At 37.2% G+C, this 26,279-nt stretch carries 29 protein-coding genes; 13 read left to right on the top strand and 16 right to left on the bottom strand.

The genetic code is table 11. The annotated features are described in order from the left end of the window. Window positions 1-196 precede the first annotated feature (196 nt). From PERMA_RS09535 to cas6, 6 genes are read left to right on the top strand one after another with little or no spacing between them, the layout of a single operon-like run. Window positions 197-982, top strand: coding sequence for a TOBE domain-containing protein (locus tag PERMA_RS09535; protein WP_012675725.1), 786 nt, complete (start codon window positions 197-199; stop codon window positions 980-982). A gap of 50 nt (window positions 983-1,032) precedes the next feature. Continuing rightward, window positions 1,033-1,800: a molybdate ABC transporter substrate-binding protein gene (gene modA, locus PERMA_RS09530; protein WP_012675557.1), complete on the top strand. Its 768-nt coding sequence runs from the start codon at window positions 1,033-1,035 to the stop codon at window positions 1,798-1,800. Next, window positions 1,787-2,191, top strand: coding sequence for a tobe domain protein (locus tag PERMA_RS09525; RefSeq protein ID WP_012676187.1), 405 nt, complete (start codon window positions 1,787-1,789; stop codon window positions 2,189-2,191). The genes modA and PERMA_RS09525 overlap by 14 nt, the downstream gene beginning before the upstream one ends. Further along, a complete protein-coding gene (modB, locus tag PERMA_RS09520; RefSeq protein WP_015898938.1) occupies window positions 2,191-2,868 on the top strand; it encodes a molybdate ABC transporter permease subunit in 678 nt (225 codons plus the stop codon). The genes PERMA_RS09525 and modB overlap by 1 nt, the downstream gene beginning before the upstream one ends. Beyond that, entirely contained in the window at window positions 2,865-3,728 is an 864-nt protein-coding gene (locus tag PERMA_RS09515) for an ABC transporter ATP-binding protein (protein ID WP_012676168.1), read from the top strand. Before modB ends, PERMA_RS09515 begins: the two co-directional genes overlap by 4 nt. 11 nt (window positions 3,729-3,739) lie before the next feature. Further along, on the top strand, window positions 3,740-4,606 hold the full coding sequence (gene cas6 / locus PERMA_RS09510; RefSeq protein WP_015898973.1) for a CRISPR system precrRNA processing endoribonuclease RAMP protein Cas6: 867 nt from the start codon (window positions 3,740-3,742) through the stop codon (window positions 4,604-4,606). Here cas6 and PERMA_RS09505 read toward each other — a convergent pair. From PERMA_RS09505 to polX, 5 genes are read right to left on the bottom strand one after another with little or no spacing between them, the layout of a single operon-like run. Next, entirely contained in the window at window positions 4,592-4,978 is a 387-nt protein-coding gene (locus tag PERMA_RS09505; protein WP_012675974.1) for a hypothetical protein, read from the bottom strand. The genes cas6 and PERMA_RS09505 overlap by 15 nt on opposite strands. Continuing rightward, window positions 4,965-5,414: a protein-tyrosine phosphatase family protein gene (locus PERMA_RS09500; protein WP_012676462.1), complete on the bottom strand. Its 450-nt coding sequence runs from the start codon at window positions 5,412-5,414 to the stop codon at window positions 4,965-4,967. The genes PERMA_RS09505 and PERMA_RS09500 overlap by 14 nt, the downstream gene beginning before the upstream one ends. A gap of 4 nt (window positions 5,415-5,418) precedes the next feature. Beyond that, the gene (gltX, locus tag PERMA_RS09495) at window positions 5,419-6,855 is read right to left on the bottom strand and encodes a glutamate--tRNA ligase (protein WP_012675348.1); all 1,437 of its coding nucleotides are present in this window, start codon (window positions 6,853-6,855) and stop codon (window positions 5,419-5,421) included. A gap of 39 nt (window positions 6,856-6,894) precedes the next feature. Then, the gene (locus tag PERMA_RS09490; protein ID WP_012675779.1) at window positions 6,895-7,293 is read right to left on the bottom strand and encodes a hypothetical protein; all 399 of its coding nucleotides are present in this window, start codon (window positions 7,291-7,293) and stop codon (window positions 6,895-6,897) included. 15 nt (window positions 7,294-7,308) lie between these two features. Further along, window positions 7,309-9,069 carry a DNA polymerase/3'-5' exonuclease PolX gene (gene polX / locus PERMA_RS09485; RefSeq protein ID WP_012675702.1) on the bottom strand — a complete coding sequence of 587 codons (1,761 nt, stop codon included), beginning with the start codon at window positions 9,067-9,069 and terminating at the stop codon, window positions 7,309-7,311. A gap of 62 nt (window positions 9,070-9,131) precedes the next feature. Between polX and ribD the strand changes: the two genes are divergently transcribed. Then, window positions 9,132-10,229, top strand: a complete 1,098-nt coding sequence (ribD, locus tag PERMA_RS09480; protein ID WP_012676008.1) for a bifunctional diaminohydroxyphosphoribosylaminopyrimidine deaminase/5-amino-6-(5-phosphoribosylamino)uracil reductase RibD — start codon at window positions 9,132-9,134, stop codon at window positions 10,227-10,229. Here the strand turns inward: ribD and PERMA_RS09475 are convergent. The 3 genes from PERMA_RS09475 to PERMA_RS09465 all read right to left on the bottom strand — a co-directional run bounded on the left by PERMA_RS09475 (window position 10,226) and on the right by PERMA_RS09465 (window position 12,234). Next, window positions 10,226-10,651: a hypothetical protein gene (locus PERMA_RS09475; RefSeq protein WP_012676890.1), complete on the bottom strand. Its 426-nt coding sequence runs from the start codon at window positions 10,649-10,651 to the stop codon at window positions 10,226-10,228. The two genes, ribD and PERMA_RS09475, sit on opposite strands and share 4 nt — an antisense overlap. Window positions 10,652-10,697: 46 nt before the next feature. Continuing rightward, the gene (locus PERMA_RS09470; protein WP_015899015.1) at window positions 10,698-11,096 is read right to left on the bottom strand and encodes a class II SORL domain-containing protein; all 399 of its coding nucleotides are present in this window, start codon (window positions 11,094-11,096) and stop codon (window positions 10,698-10,700) included. An 85-nt stretch (window positions 11,097-11,181) separates the two neighbouring features. Continuing rightward, window positions 11,182-12,234: a 3-oxoacyl-[acyl-carrier-protein] synthase III C-terminal domain-containing protein gene (locus tag PERMA_RS09465; protein ID WP_012675250.1), complete on the bottom strand. Its 1,053-nt coding sequence runs from the start codon at window positions 12,232-12,234 to the stop codon at window positions 11,182-11,184. A gap of 77 nt (window positions 12,235-12,311) precedes the next feature. On the opposite strand from PERMA_RS09465, the gene PERMA_RS09460 reads away from it, so the two are divergent. Next, window positions 12,312-13,805 (top strand): leucyl aminopeptidase, encoded by a 1,494-nt coding sequence (locus tag PERMA_RS09460; RefSeq protein ID WP_012675442.1) that lies wholly within the window; start codon window positions 12,312-12,314, stop codon window positions 13,803-13,805. Window positions 13,806-13,816: 11 nt separating this feature from the next. Here PERMA_RS09460 and PERMA_RS09455 read toward each other — a convergent pair whose 3' ends face one another. Then, window positions 13,817-14,422 carry an FAD-dependent oxidoreductase gene (locus PERMA_RS09455; protein ID WP_012676283.1) on the bottom strand — a complete coding sequence of 202 codons (606 nt, stop codon included), beginning with the start codon at window positions 14,420-14,422 and terminating at the stop codon, window positions 13,817-13,819. An 87-nt stretch (window positions 14,423-14,509) separates the two neighbouring features. Between PERMA_RS09455 and PERMA_RS09450 the strand changes: the two genes are divergently transcribed. Further along, on the top strand, window positions 14,510-16,258 hold the full coding sequence (locus tag PERMA_RS09450; RefSeq protein WP_012675468.1) for an ATP-dependent DNA ligase: 1,749 nt from the start codon (window positions 14,510-14,512) through the stop codon (window positions 16,256-16,258). Here PERMA_RS09450 and PERMA_RS09445 read toward each other — a convergent pair. The 7 genes from PERMA_RS09445 to PERMA_RS09415 are packed head-to-tail and all read right to left on the bottom strand — an operon-like array spanning window position 16,255 to window position 23,157. After that, window positions 16,255-16,605 carry a DUF6394 family protein gene (locus tag PERMA_RS09445; protein ID WP_012676726.1) on the bottom strand — a complete coding sequence of 117 codons (351 nt, stop codon included), beginning with the start codon at window positions 16,603-16,605 and terminating at the stop codon, window positions 16,255-16,257. The two genes, PERMA_RS09450 and PERMA_RS09445, sit on opposite strands and share 4 nt — an antisense overlap. Next, window positions 16,602-17,756, bottom strand: coding sequence for a potassium channel family protein (locus PERMA_RS09440; protein WP_015898900.1), 1,155 nt, complete (start codon window positions 17,754-17,756; stop codon window positions 16,602-16,604). Before PERMA_RS09440 ends, PERMA_RS09445 begins: the two co-directional genes overlap by 4 nt. A 31-nt stretch (window positions 17,757-17,787) precedes the next feature. Then, entirely contained in the window at window positions 17,788-18,426 is a 639-nt protein-coding gene (locus tag PERMA_RS09435) for a riboflavin synthase (protein WP_012675712.1), read from the bottom strand. Between the two features lie 2 nt (window positions 18,427-18,428). After that, on the bottom strand, window positions 18,429-20,219 hold the full coding sequence (locus tag PERMA_RS10600) for a lytic transglycosylase domain-containing protein (RefSeq protein ID WP_012676326.1): 1,791 nt from the start codon (window positions 20,217-20,219) through the stop codon (window positions 18,429-18,431). After that, a complete protein-coding gene (locus PERMA_RS09425) occupies window positions 20,220-21,830 on the bottom strand; it encodes a two-component system sensor histidine kinase NtrB (protein ID WP_041530944.1) in 1,611 nt (536 codons plus the stop codon). It lies immediately after the preceding gene. Then, window positions 21,827-22,642, bottom strand: coding sequence for a phosphate/phosphite/phosphonate ABC transporter substrate-binding protein (locus tag PERMA_RS09420; RefSeq protein ID WP_012675309.1), 816 nt, complete (start codon window positions 22,640-22,642; stop codon window positions 21,827-21,829). The genes PERMA_RS09425 and PERMA_RS09420 overlap by 4 nt, the downstream gene beginning before the upstream one ends. Then, window positions 22,639-23,157: a DsrE family protein gene (locus PERMA_RS09415; RefSeq protein WP_012675880.1), complete on the bottom strand. Its 519-nt coding sequence runs from the start codon at window positions 23,155-23,157 to the stop codon at window positions 22,639-22,641. Before PERMA_RS09415 ends, PERMA_RS09420 begins: the two co-directional genes overlap by 4 nt. Before the next feature lie 139 nt (window positions 23,158-23,296). Here PERMA_RS09415 and PERMA_RS09410 point away from each other — a divergent pair, with 139 nt between their 5' ends. The 4 genes from PERMA_RS09410 (at window position 23,297) to soxY (ending at window position 26,278) form a co-directional block, all read left to right on the top strand. Continuing rightward, window positions 23,297-24,631, top strand: coding sequence for a sigma-54-dependent transcriptional regulator (locus tag PERMA_RS09410; protein ID WP_012676218.1), 1,335 nt, complete (start codon window positions 23,297-23,299; stop codon window positions 24,629-24,631). A 195-nt stretch (window positions 24,632-24,826) separates the two neighbouring features. Next, window positions 24,827-25,351 (top strand): sulfur oxidation c-type cytochrome SoxX, encoded by a 525-nt coding sequence (gene soxX / locus PERMA_RS09405; protein ID WP_012675346.1) that lies wholly within the window; start codon window positions 24,827-24,829, stop codon window positions 25,349-25,351. A 3-nt stretch (window positions 25,352-25,354) separates the two neighbouring features. Beyond that, window positions 25,355-25,807: a thioredoxin family protein gene (locus PERMA_RS09400; RefSeq protein WP_012676968.1), complete on the top strand. Its 453-nt coding sequence runs from the start codon at window positions 25,355-25,357 to the stop codon at window positions 25,805-25,807. Window positions 25,808-25,819: 12 nt separating this feature from the next. Then, entirely contained in the window at window positions 25,820-26,278 is a 459-nt protein-coding gene (soxY, locus tag PERMA_RS09395; RefSeq protein WP_012675707.1) for a thiosulfate oxidation carrier protein SoxY, read from the top strand. The last annotated feature ends 1 nt before the right edge of the window (window position 26,279 follow it).

Raw genomic sequence — 26,279 nt, 5'->3', positions numbered from 1 at the left:
AAACTGAAGTTTTTAGATAAAAATTTAAAGATTAAGTATTATCAACAATCAAAAATGAACTGCTTGATATTTTTTTACAGGAACTTACTAAATTTTTTTAAATATATCTAATAATATATAAACTTTTCCTGATTTTTTCAAAACTGTTCACATAAATGTTTTTTCGTTATATTATTAGTAATATAACGAGGTTGATATGAAGAGATTAAACACAGAGATATTTCTGAACATTGAGGATAGGGGATACCTAGGAAAGGGAAGGATAAAACTACTTGAACTTATTGATAAGTACGGCTCTATATCAAGGGCAGCTAAAGAGCTCAAGATGAGTTATAAAACAGCATGGGACAATATCGATGCATTGAACAATCTCTCACCCTATCCGGTGGTTGTAAGTAAATCAGGTGGGAAAGGTGGTGGAAAAACGTATCTCACTGAGTATGGAAAAAGCCTGATAAAACAGTACAGAACTTTAGAGAGTATTCTAACAAAAGTATCACAGGAGCTCTCATTAAAGTTGGACAGCACAGAGGAACTTTTAAACCTTTACAGGAGATTAAGTATGAAGATTTCAGCGAGAAATCATATAACAGCGAGGATATCAGATATAAAAAGGGATCAGGTAAACGCCCAGGTCACTGCTGAGCTATCAGATGGGCAGAAACTGAGATCTGTCATAACAAAGGAATCTCTCGATCAGTTAGAACTTAAAGAGGGAGATGAGATATTTATGATAATAAAAGCCTCTGATGTTCTTGTAGCCTTACCTGAAGAACTGGGTATATCAGCCGAGAACAGGATAAAAGGAAAGATAACAAGGGTGGTAAAGGGAGATGTTAATTCTGAGGTTAAGATATCCGCAGGTAGCACTGTCATAACAGGAATAGTAACATCAGAATCTATTGACAGACTTGACCTTAAAGAAGGAAAGGAGGTTCTGGCAGTTATTAAAGCTTCAGACATCATTATAGGGAAGTTTTAATTTTTTTAAGTTTTTGTGGTTATATTTTACAGAATATTACGGAGGTTGAGATGCTGAGATTTATATTACTACTTGTGATAACCGTCACAGGTATGAGCTACAGTGGAGAGCTGACGGTATACGCAGCATCAAACTTCTCCTATGTGTTTGATAGGGTAAAATCCCTGTATGAAAGGGAGCATCCTGACGATAAAATCAGAATTATTTACGGCTCTTCCGGAAAAGGTTACCACCAGATAATAAGAGGTGCTCCTTTTGATATATTTTTCTCAGCTAATATGAAATATCTGAAAGAGCTTTACAGAAATGGATATGTCAGATCAGAACCGGAGGTTTTCCTTTTAGGAAAGATCGTTCTCTGGACGGGAAAAAGCTCAGGTATCAGGCTTGAAGGCCTGAACACAGTCCTGAATCCAGATGTTGAAAAGATAGCTATCGCAAATCCTGAGCTTGCACCCTACGGGAAGGCGGCTTTTGAATGCCTGAAAAAAACAGGTCTGTACGATAAAGTTAAAGACAAACTTGTGATCGGTGAGAATATCTCAAAGACAGCACAGTTTGTAGAGACAGGAGCAGCAGATATAGGATTTATAGCTCTTTCACTGGCAAAAAGTAAAAGGATGAAAGATAAAGGTGAGTACATAATAATTGATCAGGAATGCTACTCACCTATAAGACAGGGTTATATCATACTGAATAATGAAAATTCTAAGACAGTATCAAGATTTTTAAATTTCCTGAAAAAAGAAAATGTAAAGGCTGTTTTCAGAAATTTTGGTTATACATTCCCTGAAGGAGATATGTATGAACAGCATTAAAGGTGTTATATCAAAGATAGAAAGTGACAGCTTTTTATCAATAATAACTGTAAAAACTGATATAGGAAATTTCAGTGTTGTTCTCTTAGAAACACCTGAGACAGCAGACTATATGAGGGAGGGTAAAAATGTGAATCTCCTGTTTAAGGAAACAGAGGTTGAGATATTTAAAAACTGCTCTTTTCTTAAAGAATCTTTCCTGAATATGTTTGATGCTCAGATTGAGTCTGTGGAAAACGGGAAGATACTTTCAAAGATCCTACTGAGATCAGGTGATAATATATTTTCTTCCGTAATACCTAAAAAATCTGTGGATCTTCTGGGTCTAAAACAGAATGATGTTATCAACTTCCTTGTAAGACCAAATGAGATAACAGTTGAGGTACTGTGATGGAATTTGATACAACATCTTTTATACTCACATTCAAGCTTGCATCTATAACAACCCTTCTTCTTCTTATAATAGGGATTCCTTTATCATATCTTATAGCTTACTCAAACTTCAGGTTCAAACCTGTGGTTGAGGCTTTAATAGCCCTTCCACTTGTTCTCCCACCAACAGTTTTAGGATTTTACCTCCTTCTCCTTTTCAGTAAGAAAGGTTTTTTAGGTAATATATGGGAAAAGATAGCAGGACATCAGCTTGCATTCCATTTTGAAGGTCTTGTTTTTGCCTCTGTTATATTCAGCTTTCCATTTATGGTTCATCCTCTCATATCAGGTTTTAAAAGTGTAAACAGATCCTTTATAGAAGCAGCCTACACACTTGGAAAATCAAGGATAAGAACCCTGTTCTCAGTTATACTCCCAAACATGAAACCTGCAATCATAACGGGAACAGTTCTCTCTTTCGCCCACACAGTAGGTGAGTTTGGTGTTGTCCTGATGATAGGGGGAAGCATTGAAGGGGAGACAAAGGTTGTGTCCATAGCTATATATGAGGCTGTTGAGAAACTTGATTACACTACAGCACATATCTATGCCGCTGTTTTACTTGGATTTTCGTTTCTGACGCTTCTGACTGTTTATATTCTTAACAAAAGATTTGAGGTGAATGGAAGGTTATGATAAGGATAAATATTGAGAAAGAGCTTTTAGGAGACGGTGGGAGATTCTCGCTAAGACTTGATCTTCATATCAAAAAAGGAGAGTTTGTAACACTCTTTGGAAGATCAGGAAGCGGGAAGACAACAGTTCTCAGAATGATATCAGGACTTGAAAAGCCTGATAGAGGGAAAATAGAGATTGATGGGAAGGTCTATTTTGACAGTGAAAAGGGGATAGATCTTCCTCCCCAGAAAAGAAATATAGGTTTTGTTTTCCAGAATTACGCCCTTTTTCCAAATATGACAGTCCTTGAAAATATTCTATTTGCTATGGACAGACCTGACAGGGAAAAAGCTATAGAACTTTTAAAAACTGTGCATCTTGAAGATCTTAAGGACAGGTATCCTGACACACTTTCAGGGGGTCAGCAGCAGAGAGTGGCAGTTGCGAGGGCTTTGGCAAGGGAACCTTCAATACTACTGCTCGATGAGCCTCTTTCAGCCCTTGATTTTTCCATAAGGGAAAAACTACAGGAAGAGATAAAGAGGATACACAGAGTTTTTAATCTTACTACGATACTTGTTTCACACGATAAAACAGAGGTTTTCAAGCTCTCAGACAGGGTAGTATGGATAGAAAAGGGAAGGATTATAAAGGAGGGATCTCCAAGGAAGGTCTTTATTGAAAAAAATATATCAGGGAAGTTCTCATTTATAGGAAATGTCCTCCAGATAAAAAAGGCAGACACTATCTATATAGCAACAATTGAGATAGGTGATAATCTTGTTGAGGTTGTTCTCTCAGACAGGGATGAGATATCTGTAGGGGATAAAGTTATCGTGAGTTCAAAGGCTTTTAATCCCGTTGTAAAAAAATTATAATACCTATCATTATGATAAACTTTGAGTTCTCACAGATAAGGATAGAATATAAGGTATTAAAACCTTTCAGACAGCCTTACTTCTTAGGCTCATCATTCAGGGGGATACTGGGTAGAAGACTGAGGAAGATAGTATGTATAAAACCACGTGAGGAATGTATAAACTGTGAGTTTAAAAAATCTTGTCCGTACACAGTTATATTTGAGACAGAATCAATACTGAACCAGCCCTCAAAGTATGTCTTAAAACCTCCTTACGAAAGAAGGGATCTTAAAGAAGGGGATACTATATCAGTTGATATAACACTTTTAGGCGCTGCATCAAACTACTGGGAGTTTATTACAGAAAGTCTAAATGGGATCTTCAATCTTGGAAAGGAGAGATACATAAAAACAGATAGGGTTTACTACTACCATCCTTTTGATGAGAGCTACTATCCATTAAAAAGCTTTGTTCCGAGATTTGATGCATCAAGCTTTTTTGATCTGAGAACCGGAAGAGACAGAATAAGGATAAGGCTTTATCCATCCTCAATAAAGATAAAAGGTGATCACCTAAAATTCAATCAGTTTGATAAGGACATATTTCTAAAAGCTATGGTTCTAAGAATAAGTAATGTTGCAGTAAACTACGGCATAAAGTCTGAAAGGATCTTTTTAAATCCTGAAAGGTTTCAGCTTAAAGATATAAACCTTAAACCCAGTCCTATGGAAAGATGGTCTAACAGAAAAAAGAGGAAGATGAAGATACCAGCTTTTGAGGGAAGTTTTACAATAGAAGGAGATCTTGAAGAGGTGTACCCATATATTGAGCTACTAAGGGTTGTGAATATAGGAAAGTCTGTTAGCTTCGGTCTTGGAAGGTTAGATCCTGTTTAATTCCCTAATCAGATCCTTATCTACCCTGTACTCCTTTTCTCCGGTCTGGAGATAGACTTCAATGTCAAGTTTTTTCAGTGTTTCACCAAAAACAAGATCTTCTTCATAATACTCATCAAAAAGAAAATCATCCCCCAATTTATATGAGAGAAGGACTATCATAACCCTGCTGTCATCACAGTCTGATATAAGAAACCATTTTAACGCTTCCGTGTAATGTCTTTCTACTGTATGCCTGCAGCCTATAAGAAAGTTTTTCAGATCTTTATCTTCAGTATTCTCAATAAGCCTGTCAAAAAATGCTCTATCTAATATTTTCCCGTCTTTTTTAAAGACGATCTTAAGCCTTCTAAGATCCTTAATCTCTAACATCAGATCTTAACTTCTCATAAAGCTCCTTAAGGAATCTTATCTGGTACTCTGTATGGGGAGTGAAACCTTTAGAAAAAACTGTGTTTAGAGCTTCCTCATAGGAATAACCAGAATGTATAAGATAACCTGCTAAGAATGTTCCACTTCTCGCCTGTCCATACTTACAGTGAACAACAACCTTTTTTCTATCTTCTCTTAACTGATCAACATACTCATAAACAGCTGTAAACTCTTCCTCAGGGATGGGATCAGCCATAGAAAATGGTATCCTTATAACCTCAAAACCTTTCTCTCTCTGTTTTTCAGCTATAAAACTACCGTAATCTCCACCTAAAAGATTTATTACAGTATTAACACCTTCATTTACCCATATATCAAGCTCTTCTGGCTCTGGAGCTCTGCTCCCGCCAAGATTTTCTATAACCCATCTGATCATAGTACTACCCGAAATACTCTAAGGCTCTCTGTAATCTGTGTTTTACCCTCTCAACTCCTATAACCTCAACAAGAACAGCCATATCAACACCTGATGTAACACCTGTAAGGGCAACCCTGATAGGCATAAAAAGATTTTTACCTTTAACTCCAAGCTCTTTCTGTATCTCTTTTGTTATCCTTTTGAAATCCTCCTTTTTTATCTCATCCATATCCTTTACTTTCTCGTAGAAAAGCTGTACAACCCTATATCCGGTTTCATCCTTTAAGAACTGCTGTGCATCCTCTTCATAATGGAAGTCATCAACAAAAAATGGTTTTGCCCTCTGCTCTATATCCATTAATGTCTCAAGGCTGTCCCTTATAGCTTCCATAACCTTTCTGTAATAATCAAAATCAGCTTTATACCCAAAACCTTCAAAGAAAGGTACAGCTCTTTCTGTCAGATCGTCAAGATCTATCTTCTCTCTGATATAAACACCGTTAAGCCATCTTAGTTTCGCTCTGTCAAATACAGCAGGTGCATTATGTATATCCTTTATATCAAACTCCCTTATTATCTCTTCCTTTGAGAGAACCTCATTATCTCCTTTTGGGTGCCACCCAAGTAAAGAAAGACCGTTAAACATCGCCTCTGACACATAACCATCATCCCTGAAGGCCCTTACAGAAACAGCCCCATGTCTCTTTGAGAGCTTACTTCTGTCCTCACCTAATATTATCGGGAGGTGTGCAAATCTCGGCTCTTCAAAGCCTAAAGCTCTGTAAATAAGTATCTGCTTAGGTGTGTTTGAAAGGTGATCTTCTCCTCTTATAACATCTGTTATCTTCATCAGAGCATCATCCACAACAACAACAAAGTTATAAACCGGTGATCCATCTGATCTCACAATAACAAAATCACCAAACTCATCAACATTTATCTCAACAGTTCCCTTTATAACATCCTCAAATATGATAAACTCACCGTCCGGAACTCTAAATCTCCATACATAAGGTTTTCCTTCAGACTCTAACTTTTTTATCTGATCTTCAGTCAGATTTCTGCACTTCCCGCTGTATCTTGGTGGCCTTCCCTCTGAGAGAGCCTTCTTCCTTTCTTCCTCAAGCTCCTCTGGACTGCAGAAACATTTGTAAATATGACCTGACTCTTTAAGCTTCTCAACATACTGATTGTATATATCAGTCCTTTCAGACTGTCTGTAAGGTCCATAATCACCACCGATATCAGGACCTTCATCCCACTCTATACCAAGCCATTTAAGATCATCAATAAGCAAATCCTCATACTCTTTCTTAGATCTCTCCCTGTCCGTGTCCTCTATTCTGAGTATAAGTTTTCCACCTGTGTGTCTTGCATAGATATAGTTAAAAAGAGCTGTTCTTGCATTTCCAAGGTGAAGATATCCAGTTGGACTTGGGGCAAACCTGACTCTTACCAATCTAATCCTCCAGAATTTTTATTGAAAAATATTTTAACATTAAAGGATCTGCAAGATTATGATTCCGATTGATGCCCCTATAAGAAAGGCTATTATGGACAGTATAACAGTTGATGTTCTCTTTATCTCACTTTCAAGATTAGAGAGTATATAGAGGTTCTCATTATTTATCTTTGATATGAACTCCCTGTCCGTTAAAAATTTCTTTATACTTCCATCATTAAGATCAACCATGGCAACATCATACCATTTCTTCTCATAGGAAAAATAGATAGATATAACAAGCCTGTTCTTTTCATCAACCCTGCACTCAATTCTGTAAAAATCTAAAAAATCCTTAAGTTCATTGTACTTCTCATCTCCTAACATCTCCCTGAATGTCTCAAAGACAGTATCATTAAATGAGCCTCCTTTAACAATACTGCGGACAGAATACATAACACTCCCCCCTTATTAAACATACTTCACACCAAACCTTTTTCTCTTTTCCGTTATAAATCTCTGTATATCCTTCCAGCTTCCCGTGTTGAGTATGTCCTTCTTTTCAGCCCAGCCTCTCCTTGCTATATAAACACCTATCTCCATAAATGCAAAATTTCCAAGGTTATGAGCATCAGTTGAGATAACAAGCTTTACCCCTTCTTCAACAGCTTTTCTAATCCAGATCTCATCAATATCCATCCTTCTTGGCTGTGCGTTAATCTCAAGAGCTGTTCCTGTCTCTTTAGCAGCCTTTATAACAGCATTCATATCAACAGGATATCCTTCCCTCAGTCCTATCAGCCTTCCTGTCATATGACCGATAACATTAACATAAGGGTTTTCCATAGCCTTTATTATCCTGTCTGTGTTATCTCTATTAAAATGGCTGTGAACGGAGGCAACAACCCAGTCAAGTTTTGACAGAACATCATCTGGTAGATCAAGTGAGCCATCTAAAAGAATATCAACCTCTATTCCTGTTTTTACAAAATCAAATCCTATCATCTTGTTTAAAAGCTTTATCTCATTTATCTCCTCTAAAAGCCTTCCCTCATCAAGACCGTGTGCAACCCTCTGTGATTTTGAGTGATCAGTTATGGCTATATAATCATATCTGTACTTCTTTTTGACAAAATCTATAATCTCTTTAATTGATACGACGCCATCAGACCATGTTGAATGGACATGAAGATCACCTTTTATATCTTTAAGCTCAACAAGGTCGGGAAGGGCATCCCTCATAGAAGCCTCAATCTCACCTCTATCCTCCCTCAGCTCTGGAGGTATCCATTTCAGACCTACAGACTGATAAACACTCTCCTCAGTCTCACCTGCTATCTTTTTGTCTGTTTTTGCATCAAAAACACCGTACTCATTTATCTTAAGTCCCTTCTCTTTTGCTATCTCCCTCAGATGAACGTTATGCTGTTTTGAGCCTGTAAAATACTGAAGGGCAGCTCCCCACTCATCATCATTAAAGATTCTTAGATCAACCTGCCTCTCCTTTCCTTCAAACTTCATTATTACAGATGATTTTTTTGGACCTTTAACAAGAACCTCCGAGACCTCTTCAATGGATGTGAAAAAATCCATTATCTTTGATCTATATTTATCTTCAGCAGTTACAAGGATATCTATATCTCCTATAGTCTCCTTTCTCCTCCTTACACTTCCTGCAACCTCTATCTTTTTTATCTCTTTCAGCCCTGATTTTAGCTTTTCCTTAAGATACTCCGATATCTGCAGTGCCTCCCAGAGTATAATTCTTCTCTTTGATATCTCATACATCTGTAGACCTTTGAGCATATTCTCAACCTTTTTAGGACCGAATCCCTCAAGCTTTTCAACCCTTCCGTCCTTTAGAGCTTTAACGAGCTCTTCCTTAGTGCTTATACCAAGCTCATCATGTATTTTCTTAAGGGTTTTTGGACCAAAACCTGGAAGGTCTATAAGCTCAATAAAATCCTCTGGAACCTGTTTTTTCAGTTCTTCAAACTTCTGGATCTTTCCGGTTTTAACATACTCCTCAATCTTTGAGGCAATACTTGGTCCTATCCCTCTTATCATATAGAGCTTTCCAGAAACAATATAATTTCTAATATCCTCTGGAAGATCCTCTATAATGTGGGCCGCTCTCTGGTAAGCCATAGCCCTGAACCTGTCATCTAAAAACTCGTATATAGCTGCCATCTTCTTGAATATGTTTGCTAAATCCCTGTTTATGTTATACATTTTTATCCCCTGTTAAAATTTAACTGTTTTTAAATATAAATCCTGACAGGGAGCTGAACAATATGGAAAGGGTAAATGATGAAATATTTATGAAAGAGGCTTTGAGGTTAGCTGAGCTCAGAAAAGGTCTCACACACCCAAACCCTACTGTGGGAGCTGTTATCGTTAAAGATGGAAAGATAATTGGAAAAGGGTTTCATAAAAAAGCAGGCATGCCCCACGCGGAAAGGGAGGCTATAAATGATGCCATAAAAAAAGGTTTTAACCTGGAAGGCTCAACTATGTACGTAACACTTGAGCCCTGCTGCCATTACGGAAGAACACCACCATGTACAGAGGCAATAATAGACAGGAGAATAAAAAGGGTTGTTATAGCCACAGTTGATCCTAATCCTCAGGTCTCAGGTAAAGGTGTTGAAATCCTAAAAAAACACGGGATAGAAACAGTTGTAGGTGTTCTTCAGGATGAGGCAAGAAAGTTAAATGAAGACTTTTTCGTTTATATTAAGGAAAAAAGACCTTTTATACACCTGAAAATAGCTCAATCCTTGGATGGTAAGATAGCAACAGGAACAGGATCATCAAAATGGATAACATCTGAAGAATCAAGGAGATACGTACATAAACTTCGTAGGGAATCAACAGCGATAATGGTCGGAACAAACACAGTTCTTAAAGATAACCCAAATTTAACCGTAAGATACACTGAAACGGAGAGACAGCCTTTAAGAGTGGTTCTGGATAAAGATCTAAAAATTCCAGAAGATTATAATGTGTTTAATAATGAAGCGAAAACTGTTCTGTTCACATCAGACATCGCTGATAGGAATAAGATAAAAAGGCTTGAAGATAAAGGTGTCCAGATAGTTAGACTCCCATTAAAAAATAGAAGGTTTGATCTGAACGATATATTAAAAAATCTTTACTCTCTGGATGTTGTTCATCTATTTATTGAAGGAGGGAGAGATCTGATAACGCAGTTTTTAAAGGAAAAGCTGTTTGACAGAATTTCCGTTTTTATAGCACCTAAGATTATAGGAGAGGATGGTATATCCTCTTTTGGAAAACTTGGAATTGATACTGTTGATAAAAGTATAAATCTCCATCTTGAAGATATAAAAAGATTCGGGGATGATATCCTGCTTCAGCTTCGCCCCTAGATATTCCTGTATATATCAACCTCTTTTTTCATATTTTCCAGGAATGTTTTCAATGACTCAGCTTTTTTAACCCATTTTTCCATAAGAGATGATGATTTTGGGTATCTCTCCTGAAGTTCCCTGTACTGGGAAATTCTGTGATCAACAAAAGAGATTAAAAGATCTATAAAACCTTTAAGATTATCCATCTGTTTTGCGTATATGAAAAGATCCTTTAACATCTCCTTTCTCTCTCTGACAGGAAGCTGAACACCTAAAGACTTTCCCAGCTCCCTTATATCGTATCTTGATATATAAATACCGCTTTTTGAAGGAACTGTAAGTATCTTCAGAATCCTTTCAAACTCTGTACCTTCCTGCACATTTTCAAGGAATTTCATATTTGTCATAAAAGGGTTTGAGCTTAATTTTTTCTCATCCATAATTTCACTCCATCATTAATTTAAAGGCCCCTGAGGGGCCTAAATATTATGCAGAAACTGGCTCTTTAACTTCAACCTCTACATACTCACTCTGCCAGAGGCCATGCTTGGTGCAGTAGCTCATAGCGTTTAATTTAAGTTTATTAGATTTTGGAACAATATAAAAGTCAACCTCAACCTGACCTCTTTCATTTCCGAGTGTTCCAGGTGTAAATGTAGCCTGACCGAGAAGTGTATCTCCATCCCAGAGCTGAACATAGGCTATATAATGATCAAAATCATCTGGATGGGAGTACTCATTACCAACCTTTACCTTTACTTTAAGCTTCTGTCCTTTAACAGCCTCACCTTCCACATGTACGAATGGTGAATGTCTGTCTATAAAGTCCTTTTTAGCCTCTTTTTCTACCTCTGAGATATCTACATAGGTATTTACCTTAGGCATTTTACCAACCTCCTGTTTATTGATTTAGATCAATATATTAATCCCTGAATATTAATATAAAAATGAGTTTGATCATAATGAAGCCCTATTCCCACCTGTACAGAACAGACCCCATATAATAACCTGCTCCAAAACCTACAATCATACCTGTATCACCTGATCTTTCCCTGTTTTCATTAAAAAAACTGTCAAATGTAAGAAAACAGCTTGGTGAGCTCAAATTTCCATATCTGTGGAAGAACTCCTTTGATCTTTTTATCTGATCCTCGGTAAGTCCAAGAACCTCTTCATCCTTAAATCTATCAATAATAGCCAGACCTCCCTGATGTATGGACCACTCCTTTATATCTTCCTTGTCTATGCCGTGTTTTTCCAGAACAGGTTTTATAACCTTTTCAGAAACTACAGGAGGAACGATATTCTTTACGCTGTTATTTAATGTGAACGCTCCATTTTCCATCTTTATGCCGTCACCCGGGATATAACCTGTCTGTATGTCTAATATCTCAGGTAAAGATCCTGAAGGCTTCATATTTTCAGGGATAATAATAAGTCCCGCAGCTCCATCTGAGAAAAGGAGGTTTGATTTCATCGTTTTTTTAATATAAGGATCATTACTATCGGACGGTGTATATGCAAGCTTTGAACACTGATCAAAGACAAATACAATCGCAGCCTTACCAGATCTTTTACAGTAAGAAACAGCATTTTTTATAGAAAGCACCCCTGATGCACATCCATAGTAGGGAAGTTCCTCCGGTGGCTGGTCAAGTTTTAATCCTGTTTTCATTACAATCTGTGTTATAAGATTTGGAAGATAATCAATATGATATGAGATGTTGTAAGATATAGAGAGAAAACCAATACTGTCCCTTCCTACAAGGTCTACAAAACGGTTTATTATCCTCTCTCCCCACCGGGCAGGATGATTTTCCTTTTTTTTCAGTCTTTTCTCTGGCAGACTTTCAAGATCAAGAACAAAAGGCCTTCTTTCAATACCTATATTTTCCGCCATCTTTCTTGCAAGAAGATTTACCCTCCTTCCCACCTTTTCAACAGGATAAAGAGCGTTAACGATCTCAACAGGATCCAGTAGCTCAGGAATAAATGTTTCTGTAGATAAGATAAATGTTCTCATTTTAAACCCTCCCTGCCGTATAATGATTTTTGATAAAATATTTTGTTAAGAACATTATTACAAAAAGAGGGATGAAAATGAACATAAAAATAACAAGTGGACATCTAAAAAATGCCAGAGTAAGAGCTGTAATATCCTTTTCATTTAAAGAGGACAGGAAGCTATCCCCTGAGATTGAGGATTTAGACAGGATTTTAGATGGTGCTATATCCCAGCTGAAAAGAGAACAGAAGTTTGATGGAAGTGATGGAAAGATACTTGTTGTTCCTACATTTGGAAAAGGAAAGATGGACTATGTGATACTAATAGGTGCTGGATCTAGAAGAAAGGCTGATCTTGATAAAGTTAGAAGACTTGGAAATATCAGCGTAAAAACCACTAAAAAGCTTAAAATAGACAGATTCCTCATAGATGCAGAACCACTATCAGTGATAAAAGAAGGTGAGGACAGTATAGCTCAGGCGGTTGTTGAAGGTGTTATTTTAGGAAATTACAGATTTGATAAGTATCTATCAAAAAAAGATGAGTACAGGATAAAAGAGCTCCAGATAAGGGTAAAGAGAAGATTCAAAAATAAAGCTGAACAGTCTGTTAAGGTTGGTAAGATCCTCGCAGAATCTCAGAACTTTACAAGGGATATTGTTAACGAACCTGGGAATGTTATAACACCTGAAAAGCTTGCACAGATAGCACAGGATCTAGCCAGAGAGTACGGTTTTGAGGTAAAGATTTACGATGAGGAAGAGATTGAGAAGATGGGAATGAACGCATACCTCGCTGTTGCGAAAGGAAGTGCAAATCCACCAAGATTTATCCATATCATATACAGACCTGAAAAACCAAAGAAAAAGATAGCACTAATAGGAAAAGGTCTCACATTTGACAGTGGAGGTCTTAACATAAAACCTGGAGATTATATGAGATGGATGAAGGCTGACAAATCAGGTGCCTGTGCTGTCTTAGGGATATTCAAGGCTATAGGACAGTTAAAGCCAGATGTTGAGGTTCACGGTATAATAGCAGCCGCTGAAAATATGCCAGATGGAAGATCTTACAGACCTGACGATATTATCAAGGCAAAAAATGGCGTCACTATTGAGATAGGAAATACTGACGCTGAGGGAAGGCTAACCCTTGCAGATGCTCTCTGTTACGCCTCTGAACTAAAACCTGACGCTATTATTGATATGGCAACTCTAACTGGAGCATGTGTTGTAGCCCTTGGTGAGTATACAGCAGGTGTTATGGGAAATGATGAGAGACTGATAGACCAGATACTTGATATATCAAAGAGAACAGGTGAGTGGATGTGGCCTCTACCTTTCAATGATATGCTAAGAGAACATATAAAAGCTCCACATGCTGATGTCTACAACATTGGAACAACAAGATACGGTGGAGCAATAACAGCTGGCCTTTTCCTTGAAAAGTTTGTTGATAAAAAGATACCATGGGTTCATATAGATATTGCAGGTCCTGCACATAACACAAAAGGATGGTACTATCATCCAAAAGGTGCAACAGGATTTCCGGTAAGAACTATAACAACATTTTTATTAAATCAGGAATAAGGGTTCTTCCCTTATTCCCCTTCAGGAACATCGTGTACTACAACTGTTTTTCCAGCCCAGAGTGAGAGTATATCACATGCAACCTTCGCACCTGATCCTGCTGCTGAGACAAACATAGTAGGTTCCCCTGCAACAAGTCCGGCAACATACAGACCATCTCTCACAAGGTTGTCATTATTCTCAATCATTATCTTATTTGGTCTTGGAGATCTGGTATGGGGAACAACATTTATGTCTAATCCTTCTATATCAAACCTGTGAAAACCTGTTGCTATAACAAGTATATCTGATCTGAAGCCCTTCCCACTTTCTGTATATACTCTAAAATCTCCCTTTTCACCTTCAGCTTTTACAACCCTGTCCTGAACAAGATCAACAGATCCATACTCACTGACCTGATCTCTGATCTTCTTTAAAAGATCTCTTCCATAGGTTCCCTTTTCTATCCCCGGAACGTTGTTTAAGAGAGCCTTGTCAAGGTCCGAGTACTGATCGTAAATAACGAGGTATCTCTTCCCTTCAACAAACGGGAATTTACCTTCTGCCGATGCAAGTGTCAGAGCTGTTGTCAGTCCTGCAGGACCTCCTCCTATTATAATCACATCGTAGTATTCCATTTGATACCCCCTTAGATAGTTACTACCTTTATTATTATATCCATCTTAAAAAACTCTTTATGACAGGAAACATAAATGGAGGGAGTTATGGAATACACAAAGTTAGCTCAGCTTTACCAGATTCTTGAAGAGACAACAAGCAGGATAAAGATGACACAGGCTCTTGTTGATCTTTTTAAAGAAACACCACCAGAACTGATAGATAAAGTTGTATATCTATCAATCGGAAGAATAGCACCGGAATACACAGGTCTTGACTACAACTTCAGTGAAAAGTCCGCGATTAAAGCTCTATCAACTGTACTGAACATATCTGAACATGATATCCAGCATCAGGTTTTACAGACAGGTGATCTTGGCGACGCTGGAAAGAAGCTTTACGAGGAAAAAGGTGTAAAGCCTGAAGGGATCTTAACTGTTGAGGAAGTTTACAGAACGCTCAGGGAGATAGCCCAGACTACAGGATACGGATCAACAAAAAAGAAGCTACAGCTTTTCACTGAGCTTCTAAAGAAGGCTTCCCCACTGGAGGTTAAGTACCTTCTCAGAACCATAACTGAAAGATTAAGACTTGGTATAGGCGATAACACAATAATGGATGCCCTCTCAATAGCCTTCACAGGAAAAAAGGAGAACAGAGAGATAATAGAGAGAGCTTACAACATATCCTCTGATCTTGGTTATGTTGCAAGGATTCTTGCTGAAAAAGGTTTAGATGCTGTCAAAAATATAAAGATAGAGATAGGAAGACCTATAAGACCTATGCTTGCTGAAAGGATGGCCATACCATCATACATACTTAAAAAACTTGGTGGAAAAGCTGGAGCAGAATACAAGTATGATGGAGAGAGAATACAGGTTCACAGAAAGGGAGACACATTTTACCTGTTTTCAAGAAGACTTGAGAACATAACAGACCAGTTTCCAGACCTTATTGAGTTTTTAAAGGAGAGTATCCCGGAAGAATGTATAATTGAGCTTGAGGCTGTTGTTATAGATCCATCATCAGGGGCTATAAGACCATTTCAGGATCTTATGAACAGAAGGGTCAAGTATGTAACAAGATTTCATATAATGATGTACCCGATAGCAGGTTTTATATTTGATATCATGTATCTTAATGGAGAGGATCTGACATTAAAGCCTTATCCTGAGAGAAGAAAGATACTTGAGGAGAACATAAAGATAACAGAGAGGATAAACCTTTCTGAGAGAAAGATAGTTGATAATGTTGAAGATCTTGAATCATTCTTCCATCAGGCTATAGAGGATGGATGTGAAGGTTTAGTATGTAAATCTCTCCAGAAGGACTCTATCTATCAGGCTGGAAAGAGGGGATTCCTCTGGATTAAATATAAAAGGGATTACAAATCACACCTTGCAGACACTCTTGATCTTGTTGTTGTTGGCGCTTTTTATGGGAAAGGTGCAAGAACCGGATATTTTGGCTCACTTCTTATGGCGTGTTACGATCCTGAAACAGATCAGTTTAAAACCGTCTGTAAAGTTGGAACAGGATTCAAAGAGGATGATTTTAAAAAACTTGACGATCTGCTAAAGGAGCATACCCTGGACCATAAACATCCCCGTGTTAACTCAATACTATCCGCTGATATATGGTATGAGCCTTTCCTGGTCCTTGAGATCACAGGAGCAGAGCTCACATTAAGTCCGGTTCACACATGTGGATGGGACAGGATAAAGATAAACAGAGGACTTGGACTTAGATTTCCAAGGTTTACAGGGAGATACAGGTTTGATAAAAGGCCTGAAGATGCAACAACGGAAGAAGAGATAATAAATATGTATAAAAACCAGATACAGATAAAAAGTTAGATCTCTTCTTCCTTGAGATATTCAAAGATTATCTCAATAATAAGCATTATTATGGATATAACATTTGCTACAGCTGCTCCTATTGCAAGGCCTATAGCAAGAGGAACATGAAACTCCATAAAGTACAGTATCGTTGCAGGGATAAGATGAAGATCAGCAACAAGAGCTGTTGCAAGAAGTTCTGCTGCAAGTATCTTCTTCGCACCAAACTTTAAAACTGTAGCAAGAAGATTAACACCTATAGCTATAATAAGCTGGTATGGATCATGACTGAATATAAAACCGACATTACTTGTAAGTGCAAGGAATATAAAAAAGTCAGACCATACTTTTCCCCAGTTTATCATGATACCTTTTCTCCTTCTTTGTTTTGTATATGATGTGCCTCAAAAAACTCCTCAGCCCTTCTAAGAGCTTTTGGATGACCAAGTATTATCAATGAATCTCCCAACTTTATCTCGGCATCACCTGAAGGTGCTATCTTCATTTTACCATCTGCCCTGACAATAGCCACAATAGTTGCCCCTGTTTCCTGTCTCATTTTAACTTCCTTAAGTTTTTTACCTATAAGATCAGAGTTCTGATCAACCTTAACTTCTATAATATCAATATCGGTTCTCTCCCCATAAGCTATCTTCTCAAGAAAACCACTCAGCGTAGGTGAAGGAGGATGTAAAACGAAAGAGGACATTCTTCTTCCAACAGCAACATCAGGAACTATAACCTCAGTCGCCCCTAAAAGCTTCATCTTTTCAGCTGCGCCTTCCGTAGTAGCCGTAGCAAATATGGAGAACTTGTCTTTATCAGGTCTAATAAGCCTTGCCGTAACAATAACCGAAAGATCCTGTGTGTTCTCCTCAAAAGCTGATATAACACCTTTAGCCCTTTCTATCCCAACACCAAGTAGAACACTTCTCTTATGGGGCTCATCTATGACGTAGTACTCAACACCAAAATTTTTTATATCCTCCTCAAGGGCAGGATCAGGCTCAACAAGAACATACTTGATTCCCCTTTTTTTAAGATTCTTCATAAGCTCCCTTGTAATACCGTTAAATCTACAGATGATATAATGACCTTTAAGCTGATCCATAGCTTTATACATCCTCCAGTACCTGAATATTTCTGTAATATTGCTGTTCAAAAAAACATTTACAGTTGTTACAAGTCCATATATATAAACAAGCGGAATACTTATCATAATGAAAAGTGTTGAGAAAAATCTGTTAAGATTCACATTTTCAGTTCCGTAACCTTCCGTGTATCCAACTGTTGAGAATGTTATAACTGTGTGGAAGAAGTAGTTAAGAACACTCTGACCGTCGCTCTTGTTGTTTATTATCATAAGCATAAGAACACCAAGTGTTGTAAAGAATATGACTGTCATCAGAGGGTATCTGAGCTGAAAGAGAATGTTGTAAAACTTCTCCTCGTAGATAGCTCTGTAATTTTTAGGCTTTACGTTGCCGTAATGCTTGTTATTATTATTTCTTCTCAACTTTTACCTGCTTTTTTATATCTTCATTATCTTAAAATCTGTCCAGTAGATTTTCAAGACTTTCTGTGGTTTTTACAGTACCGGTTCTTCTCAGCATATTGAGAACATACTTTCCCAGAATATCAAACTCTAAATTTACAACATCCCCAACTTTCCTGTATCTTAGATTTGTGTTCTGTATCGTATGAGGGATTATATTTATCTTAACCCTGCTATCATTGATCTCATTTACAGTAAGACTTATACCATCAACAGCTATTGATCCTTTCTCCACAACAAGATCCCTATAATCTGAAGGAAACTGGACTGTAAAGATTGTATGATCTCCAGATGGTGAAATACCTGTTATAACACCTGTTGTATCAACATGACCCTGGACTATATGTCCCCCAAGTCTGTCTGAGACCCTCAAAGCCCTTTCCAGATTCAGAAAATCTCCAACTTTCACATCTTTAAAACTGGTTCTGTTTAATGTCTCCTGTGAAAGATCAAACGAGAATCCGTCACTGTATATATCTGTAACTGTCAGACATACACCATTTATAGCTATACTGTCCCCTATTTTTGTCCCCTCCAATATCTTCTCAGCCTTAACATCTATAGAAAGACCGCCAGATTTATACCTTATTCCTGTTATCCTACCAACCTCTTCAATAAGACCTGTAAACATCTTTACCTCTCTGAAGGATATTTATAATTATAAATGATAAGATTTCTGTAAACCTTTTTCACATAATTTCTTGTCTCATTGTAAGGTATATACTCAATAAACTCTGCCACATCCTCAATCCTGTTATTTTTAATAACTTTCCTTACAATAACCTCACCGCCGTTGTAAGATGCTATAGCATGGAAAAGATTTCCTTTAAATCTATCTATCAGGTAATCTATATACCATCTGCCAAACTTTATATTTGTCTGGGGATCAAAAAGATCAGTGATATCAAAATCCTTCTTTCCTAACTTTTTTGCTATCCATCTAGCCGTTGGCGGTATTATCTGCATAAGACCTACAGCGTTTGATCTTGACACAGCAAAAGCGTCAAAAAAGCTCTCCTGTCTCATTATACTGTAAACGATATTTTTTCTATCAATATGGGAAAAAGGCTTCGGATAGGATAATGTGTAGTAATCCTTATTTAAAGAGAAATCCCTCGCTGTAAACTCAGGGAAAACCCTGTAAAGTTTAATCAGATCTCCATCTTTCCTCTTGTAATAAAGGGCTTCCATATAGCTTTCCCTGTAAAAACCTTTCATCTTAAGTGTTTTTATAAGTTTTAATCTCCTGTCTAAATCAACTTCAGGAATTGTGGTTATCTTTACAGAAACCTTCTTTATACCTGTCTTCTCTTTAGCCCATAATGAGTAAAAACTTTTACTGTTTAAAGATGAAGCCTTTACAAGATATTCTTCTGCTTTTTTTCTGTCAAAATGTCTGTATGTCAGATAAAGCCAGTAGTATATCTTTGCTCTGTCTGAGAAATACCTGATACTCTTTTCCAGTATTCTTGAGGCTTTTCTGTAATTTCCCTTCCTGTATTCCTTTAAAAATGTAAACCAGATTCTATCGGAGTAGTATCTGAAATCTTTTTTTATAAATGATGCAAAATAATCAAAATCTTTGTACTCACTCCTGTAAAAGCTCTTCTTCATAAGCTTATGGGCAGCCTTTGTTATCAGCTTTTTATTTTTTGTTTTTAAAAGCATCCTGAAAAACTCTTTCTGCTTTTCATAATCCCTGTGATTAAAGATGATCATTGAGTAAACAGCCCTTTGATACCATCTGGACTTTTTATCCATAAGATAAAAATATCTCTCCGCATCCTTATACCTTCTCATTTTTATGTTAAGAACTGTCCTGTAATAAAGGTATCTCTGTGAGTAAGAAACTAAAGGAAGTATCTTTAAGGCTCTCTTGAACATTCTGTAAGATGACAACGTATCAACAGCTTTATATACATCATTCTCCGAAAGTCTGTCCTTTATCTCCAGAAAAGTTCTGAAGCCGTAATATCTATCGTATGTAAACTGTGTGGCAAGTTTTTTCTTTATCAGAAACGATCTTTTTTTATCTCCATTCTTTCTGTAAATCTCGGATTTCAGATAAAGATAGTAAGGGATATCCTCTTTCAGGAGAGCTTTTTTGTCAACCATCTTTATGTATCTTAAGGCTTTTTCTATATCTTCTTTAAGATAGTATCTCGCCAGACTGAGATAACCGTAATGGGTGACAGCGTAACGATCAAGATCTTTAAGTTTTGACTCTACATCTCTGTCCAGATTGTCCGTTACAGTTCCTATAATAACCCTGTAGTAAACAGCATAAGGATAGAGAATATTATCACCTTTTATCCCTGAAAAACATCTATCTGCTGAAAGATATCTCTCTTCATTGAATTTCTCTAAACACTCCTCAAAGGAGAAAGAGACTGAGAAAACGATAAGAAATACAAGAACTACCATCTAATTTATCCTGAACTGTATCTTAAATACACTTCCTTTCCCATACTCTGATATAACATCTATCATACCACCATGACTGAAAATTATCTTATAAACCATAGGGAGTCCAAGACCTGTCCCATCTGACTTAGTTGTGAAGAAGGGCTTGAATATCTTATCCCTGTGCTCCTTTTTTATACCTATCCCGTTATCCTCAACCTCAAGAACAACGGAAGCTGTTCCATCATACTTTTCGTCATAATACGTTCCTATCTTTATATATTTATCACTGCTGTTCTTCTCTTTAACAGCATCTATCGCATTAAGTATAAGATTAAAGATCACCTGCTTTATAAGATTTTCGTCAAACTTAAACTCAGGCAGATCAGGATCAAGATCTGTGATAACCTTTATACCTTCTATCTCAATATCCTCTCTTAGAAGATCAACAGATTTCTTAACAACACTGTTCAGATCACCATTCTTAAATTTTGGCTCTATCAGCTTTGAGAAGTTAAGGAATGATACAGTCATCTCATTCAGCCTGTTTACTTCCTCTATAATAACAGTTGAAAACTCGTTAACAAAAGGATTATCTATATTCTTCCTCATATAGTTAGCTGCGTTTCMTATAGCATAAAGGGCATTTTTTATCTCATGGGCTATCTTTGCACTCATCTCTCCCATAGTTGCCATACAGTTCAGAGTCTCCCTCTCTCTATGTGCTTCCTCAAGTTTTCTCAGATAATCTTTCAGTGATGCAACCATCATATAAAAGCTTAAAGAGAGCTGCTGTATCTCATCACCTGTCAGATTTTTAAACTTTTCACACTCCTTACACTCGGTCATGGCCCTCTCACCTAATATATCAAGTGTGTCCTCAGGACTGTCTGAAGCAAGCCAGCATTCCTTAACCACTCCTTTGATACACTCCCTGTTACCTGTCTCCATCAAAGGCTTTTCCACACTTAAAGATTTAGTTATATTATCAAGGTTAAGACCTGTTATCTTTTCCTTCAGACTGACAACAGGTTTTGTCATGTATCCTGAGATAACAAATGTTCCAGCTGCAGATATACCTATAACTATCATAGCTATAGCAAGTGTCTGGAATATTATCCTCAGTATCTCCGTATCTATATTCCTCTTTATAATGCTGTAATCGTAAGTTGTTTTAACGTAACCTACAACATCCTCATCATCAATAAGAACCGAGTAAAAGTGATCTATAATCGTCCCATTCTTTCTTACAAAACTTTTCCCATTTTTTCTGAAAAGATCAACAAGGTTATTCTCTATCTTTCCAAGGTTAGAAAGATCGGTATCCCCTATAATTCTCCCGTCAATATCGTAAACTGTAACATGCTGAACTGAAGGGATAGACTTTATATTCCTTACAAGCTCGTCTATCTTCTCTAAATTTCTGATTATAAAACTGTCTTTATAACTCTCTATGATACCCTTTATATTCTCTACAGTGTTCTGATCCCTCTCCTTAAGAAGCTTCTGTTCAAAACTGAAAGCTGTAAACAGAATAGCACCTAAAAGAACGAGAAGGATATAAAAAGAGGTTGCTATAGCAACCTTCCACTGTATAGAAAGCTTCTTGTATCCCTCTTTAAGTTTTTTCATTGCAGTAATGGATACTGGCTCAGTATATCCTCATAATCCTTTATAAGTTCAAACATCCTTTTTTCAGGTTTCTCAAAACCATCTATCCCCAATCTCTTTAATGTTTTCTCATCGTTAAGATCGTAAAGAGCTTTTTTTATCCTGACTCTGAGATCTTCAGGTATATCTTTTGAAACGGCAACAACAAGTCTCGGCACATAAGGTGATTTAGCTATAATTCTGATCCTGTCTATAAAAAGAAGGGCGCTCTCTTCCTTTACACCTGCAGCATCAGCAAGACCTGATATAACAGCAAGTATAGCAGCCTTATCACTCCCTGAGCTCCACATATCAGGTATATCCCTGTATGTGATACCCTCTTTACTCAAAATATAAAGGGGCATTATACAGTTACTTGCACATATTGAGCTTCCAAGTGTTACCTTTTTGTCCCTTAAATCGTTAACATCCTTTATATCGCTATCTTTCCTGACAACTATAACTCCCGCTTCAAGGATCATACCGTCAATCTTAACAACAGCTGTAGCTTCAACATTGTGTTTCTCTTTAATCTTGTAAAAAACAACAGGGCATGAGATGGATATATCAATATGCTGTTCTTCATAAAGGTCTAAAAGCTGGGTGTACTTACCTACTATCTTTAACTGAACTTCCCTGTCCAGAACATTAGACAGGTAATTCGAGAGAGCCTTGAACTTCCTGTACTCATCTACAGGGTTTCCTGATGACAGAACAGCAAGTATTATGCTGTCCGCACCGTAAGAATAGATGATAAAAATTAAACTCAGTAAAAAACCTTTAAAAACCTTCATTTTCTTTTACCGTATCTCTCTTTCACCGTCTTAAAATCATTTACAATAACAGGAACAAGCCTGTAACCTTCCTCCTGCAGAGCAGCAAGCTTAGCAACACCTGCAGGGGTTAATATAACATATGAAGGAAAGTCTTTTATGTCAAAACCAAATGCTCTCGCTGCGTTGTAACATACATAAAACCTTACGCCGTAGTTTTCATAAAGAGATCTCATCCTCTCAACACTCTCTCTGAATATTTTTTCATTCTGCTTTGCAAAGACAGGTATTTCAGCACCGTGACTGACAACAACAATCTCCACTTCCTCAAGAGGTGAATGATCTGTGTAGGCTCTAATATGATTTCCTATAAACGTCAAAGCCCTTGATACCTCCTCAGGACTTTTTAGATTCCAGTCGTAAACAACCTTCAATGAAGGATAGGTTGAGTCTGAGATCTCAAGTTTAGCTGTATCCTTTTCAGCTGAAAAAGAAGAGCCAAAGATAAAAATTATTAATAAAAATACCTGCCACATAACAGCACCTCTCCTTTTTCTTTCAGATTTTATAGGTAATGATACCCATTTTCAAATTAGTTAGTAAAAACTTCTTTGAAATTTCAAAAGCTTCCGTTTATCTTATTATGATTAAATAATTTTTAATAAGCAGGGAAAGATGGAAAGGGAAAGGATTCTTCTTATTGATGATGAAGAGAGCATCATAAAGATAATAAGTAAAATCCTTCAGGACAACGGATATGAAGTAGAGACCGCTGTAACAAAAAATGAGGCGTTAAAAAAAATATCAGAAAGACCTTTCAGTATTATACTCAGTGATTTTAGACTTCCTGACGGAACAGGTATTGAGATACTTGAGTATCTAAGAGAAAAAGATAAGGTAACACCATTTATTATAATCACAGCTTACGGCTCAATAAACGGTGCTGTTGAGGCAATGCAGAAAGGAGCTACCCATTATATAGTAAAGCCTATAGACTCAGACAACCTTCTGAAAATTATAAGTTTTTATCTGGACAAACAGAAACTATCCCAGTCAGAAGACCTTCCTGAGTTCTGTGGTATCATCGGAAGAAGCAAAAGAATGAAAGATCTTTTTAAAGAGATATCAATTGTAAGTAAAAGTGAAGCAACAGTTCTTATAGAAGGTGAAAGTGGAACAGGGAAAGAACTGATAGCAAGAGCTATACATAAGCTATCAAAAAGATCTGACAGCCCTTTTGTTGCGGTCAACTGCTCTGCCATTCCTACAGAACTTTTTGAAAACGAGCTTTTCGGTCATGAGAAAGGTTCTTTTACAGGTGCTGTAAGCTCAGAGATAGGAAAGATTGAGCTTGCAGGTGAAGGAACTCTCTTTTTAGATGAGATAGGGGAACTCCAGCCTATGCCACAGGCTAAACTTTTAAGAGTTCTACAGGAAAAGGAGTTTTACAGATTAGGAGGGAAAAAATTAATACCTGTTAAATGCAGAATAATAGCCGCCACAAACAGAGATCTTGAACAGCTCGTTTATGAGGAGAAGTTCAGGGAGGATCTGTTCTACAGGATAAATGTTATCCATCTTAAAGTCCCTCCTTTAAGGGAAAGAAAAGAGGATATACCTCTGCTTGTAAGACATTTTCTTAACAAATTCAACAGGCTTAACAACAAATCTATCCTCGATATATCTGAAGAGGCAATGGAAATACTTTTAAACTACGAATGGAAAGGTAATGTTAGAGAGCTTGAAAATGCTATAGAAAGAGCTGTTGTTATGTGCCAGCATGATGTTATAAAACCTGAACATCTTCCACCAAGAATACTCGGAAAGAAGGAGATAAAGTCTGAACGTATACCGGTAAGCGAGACAAACCTTTACGAAATAGAAAAGAAGGTCATACTTAAAGTTCTTGAAGAGGTTAACTGGAACCAGACAAGGGCTGCAGAGAAGCTCGGCATATCAAGGAAACAGCTCAGAACAAAGATGAAAAATCTGGGAATACTTAACAGCTGAACTGTCCCAAAAAGAACAGAGAACTGTCCTTAATGGAACAGAAATACTCATCTCACATACACCTTACAGAACAAAACAGAGAAAAAACATTGAAAATCAAGAGTTATAGAAAATTTCGCATATAAAAATATTTACATTCAGATGTATGGGCATGCTATTTGCTTAAAGAAGGTTAAAATCGGAAGGAGGTTTGAAATGAAAGTAAAAGGTTTATTATCCTCGCTCTTGGCCGTCTCAGGTTTTGTGATTTTTACTACGGATTCCTATGGAGGAAGCATACAGTTTGAACATCCGGATGCAAAGCAGATAATGCTTAAAGATATACCTCCTGGACCAAGACTCTACGCAGTACCGGAGAACTGCAAACTGAATGATCCTAAATTTGTAGCGAAAAAGGCACCTGAAGGAAAAAAGATTTTTAACGATAAGAAAACCGCAAACTGCGTTGCATGTCACTGTGCTCCAGGATCTGTTGGATGTGGAAATATAGGTCCTGATCTTGACCATTACAGAACAACACTTATGAAAGCAGAATATATAGACGGTAGTAAAAAGAGTATTGACTGGCTGTACCAGAGGATCGCTGACTACAGAGTTCAGATACCTTCTGAGTTTAAAGATCACCCATTCTTCAACACTATGACTGTAAATCTGACAACAGGAAAACTTAACTACGATCAGGTATGTGCACTGGCAGCATTTTTACTTTCTCTGGAGTAAAAGGTGAGAGATCTAACCACATTACTTCTTATTGCAACAGGTTTTTTGCTTATCCTGATAGGAAGCTCTATGGCTTCAATAAGATGGCTTGACTATCAGGAAGGTATCAATGAGATGAAAAAAACAGGGAAGATGATGATCATATACATCCATTCAGATCACTGTCAGTACTGTAGAAAGATGGAAGCTACAACATTTAAGAACAGAAAGGTTGAAGAGGTATTAGAGAGATTCTTTGTTCCTGTAAAAGTTGAAAAAAACTCAGAGGAAGGTCTTAACGTAAGAAAGATTTACGGATATATGGGAACACCGACCTTCCATTTTATACAGCCTGATGGGAAAAAGGTCTACTCGCTGTTTGGTGCATGGAATGAGAAAGAGTTCTTAGAGATACTCAGGTACTTTTATGAGGGACATTACAGGGAAAAAACTTTAACAGAATACTTTATGAAATAAAAGGAGGAAGAGATGAATAGAAGAAACTTTTTAAAGATGGTAGCTGTTTCCGGTGTTGCAGTTGCTGCATCACCTGTGGTTTTTTCAGATTCTCACCGTGCATACGCAGACCCAAAGAAAAGATCATTTGAAGACGCTCTCAAGGAGATAACAAAAGGGAAAACACCTGTAGAATCTGAAAAGGTAAAACTGATAGCACCATCAATAGCAGAAAACGGTGCTGTTGTTCCTGTTAAGGTTGAGGTAAAGGACAGTATAGAGAATGTAAAAGCAATCCATATACTTGCTGAGAAAAACTTTGATCCATGGTCGGTATCAATTCATCTTACACCTGCAAACGGCAAACCTTACTTTGCTACAAGAATTAGACTTGCAAAAACGATGAATGTTTATGCTGTAGCCGAGATGTCAGACGGTTCTTTCATAATGGCTAAAAAGCCGGTTAAAGTAACAATCGGTGGATGTGGTTAAT

The organism is Persephonella marina EX-H1 (genome assembly GCF_000021565.1).
In the GTDB taxonomy this organism is placed as follows: domain Bacteria; phylum Aquificota; class Aquificia; order Aquificales; family Hydrogenothermaceae; genus Persephonella; species Persephonella marina.
This window is presented reverse-complemented; position numbering and strand designations above follow the sequence as displayed.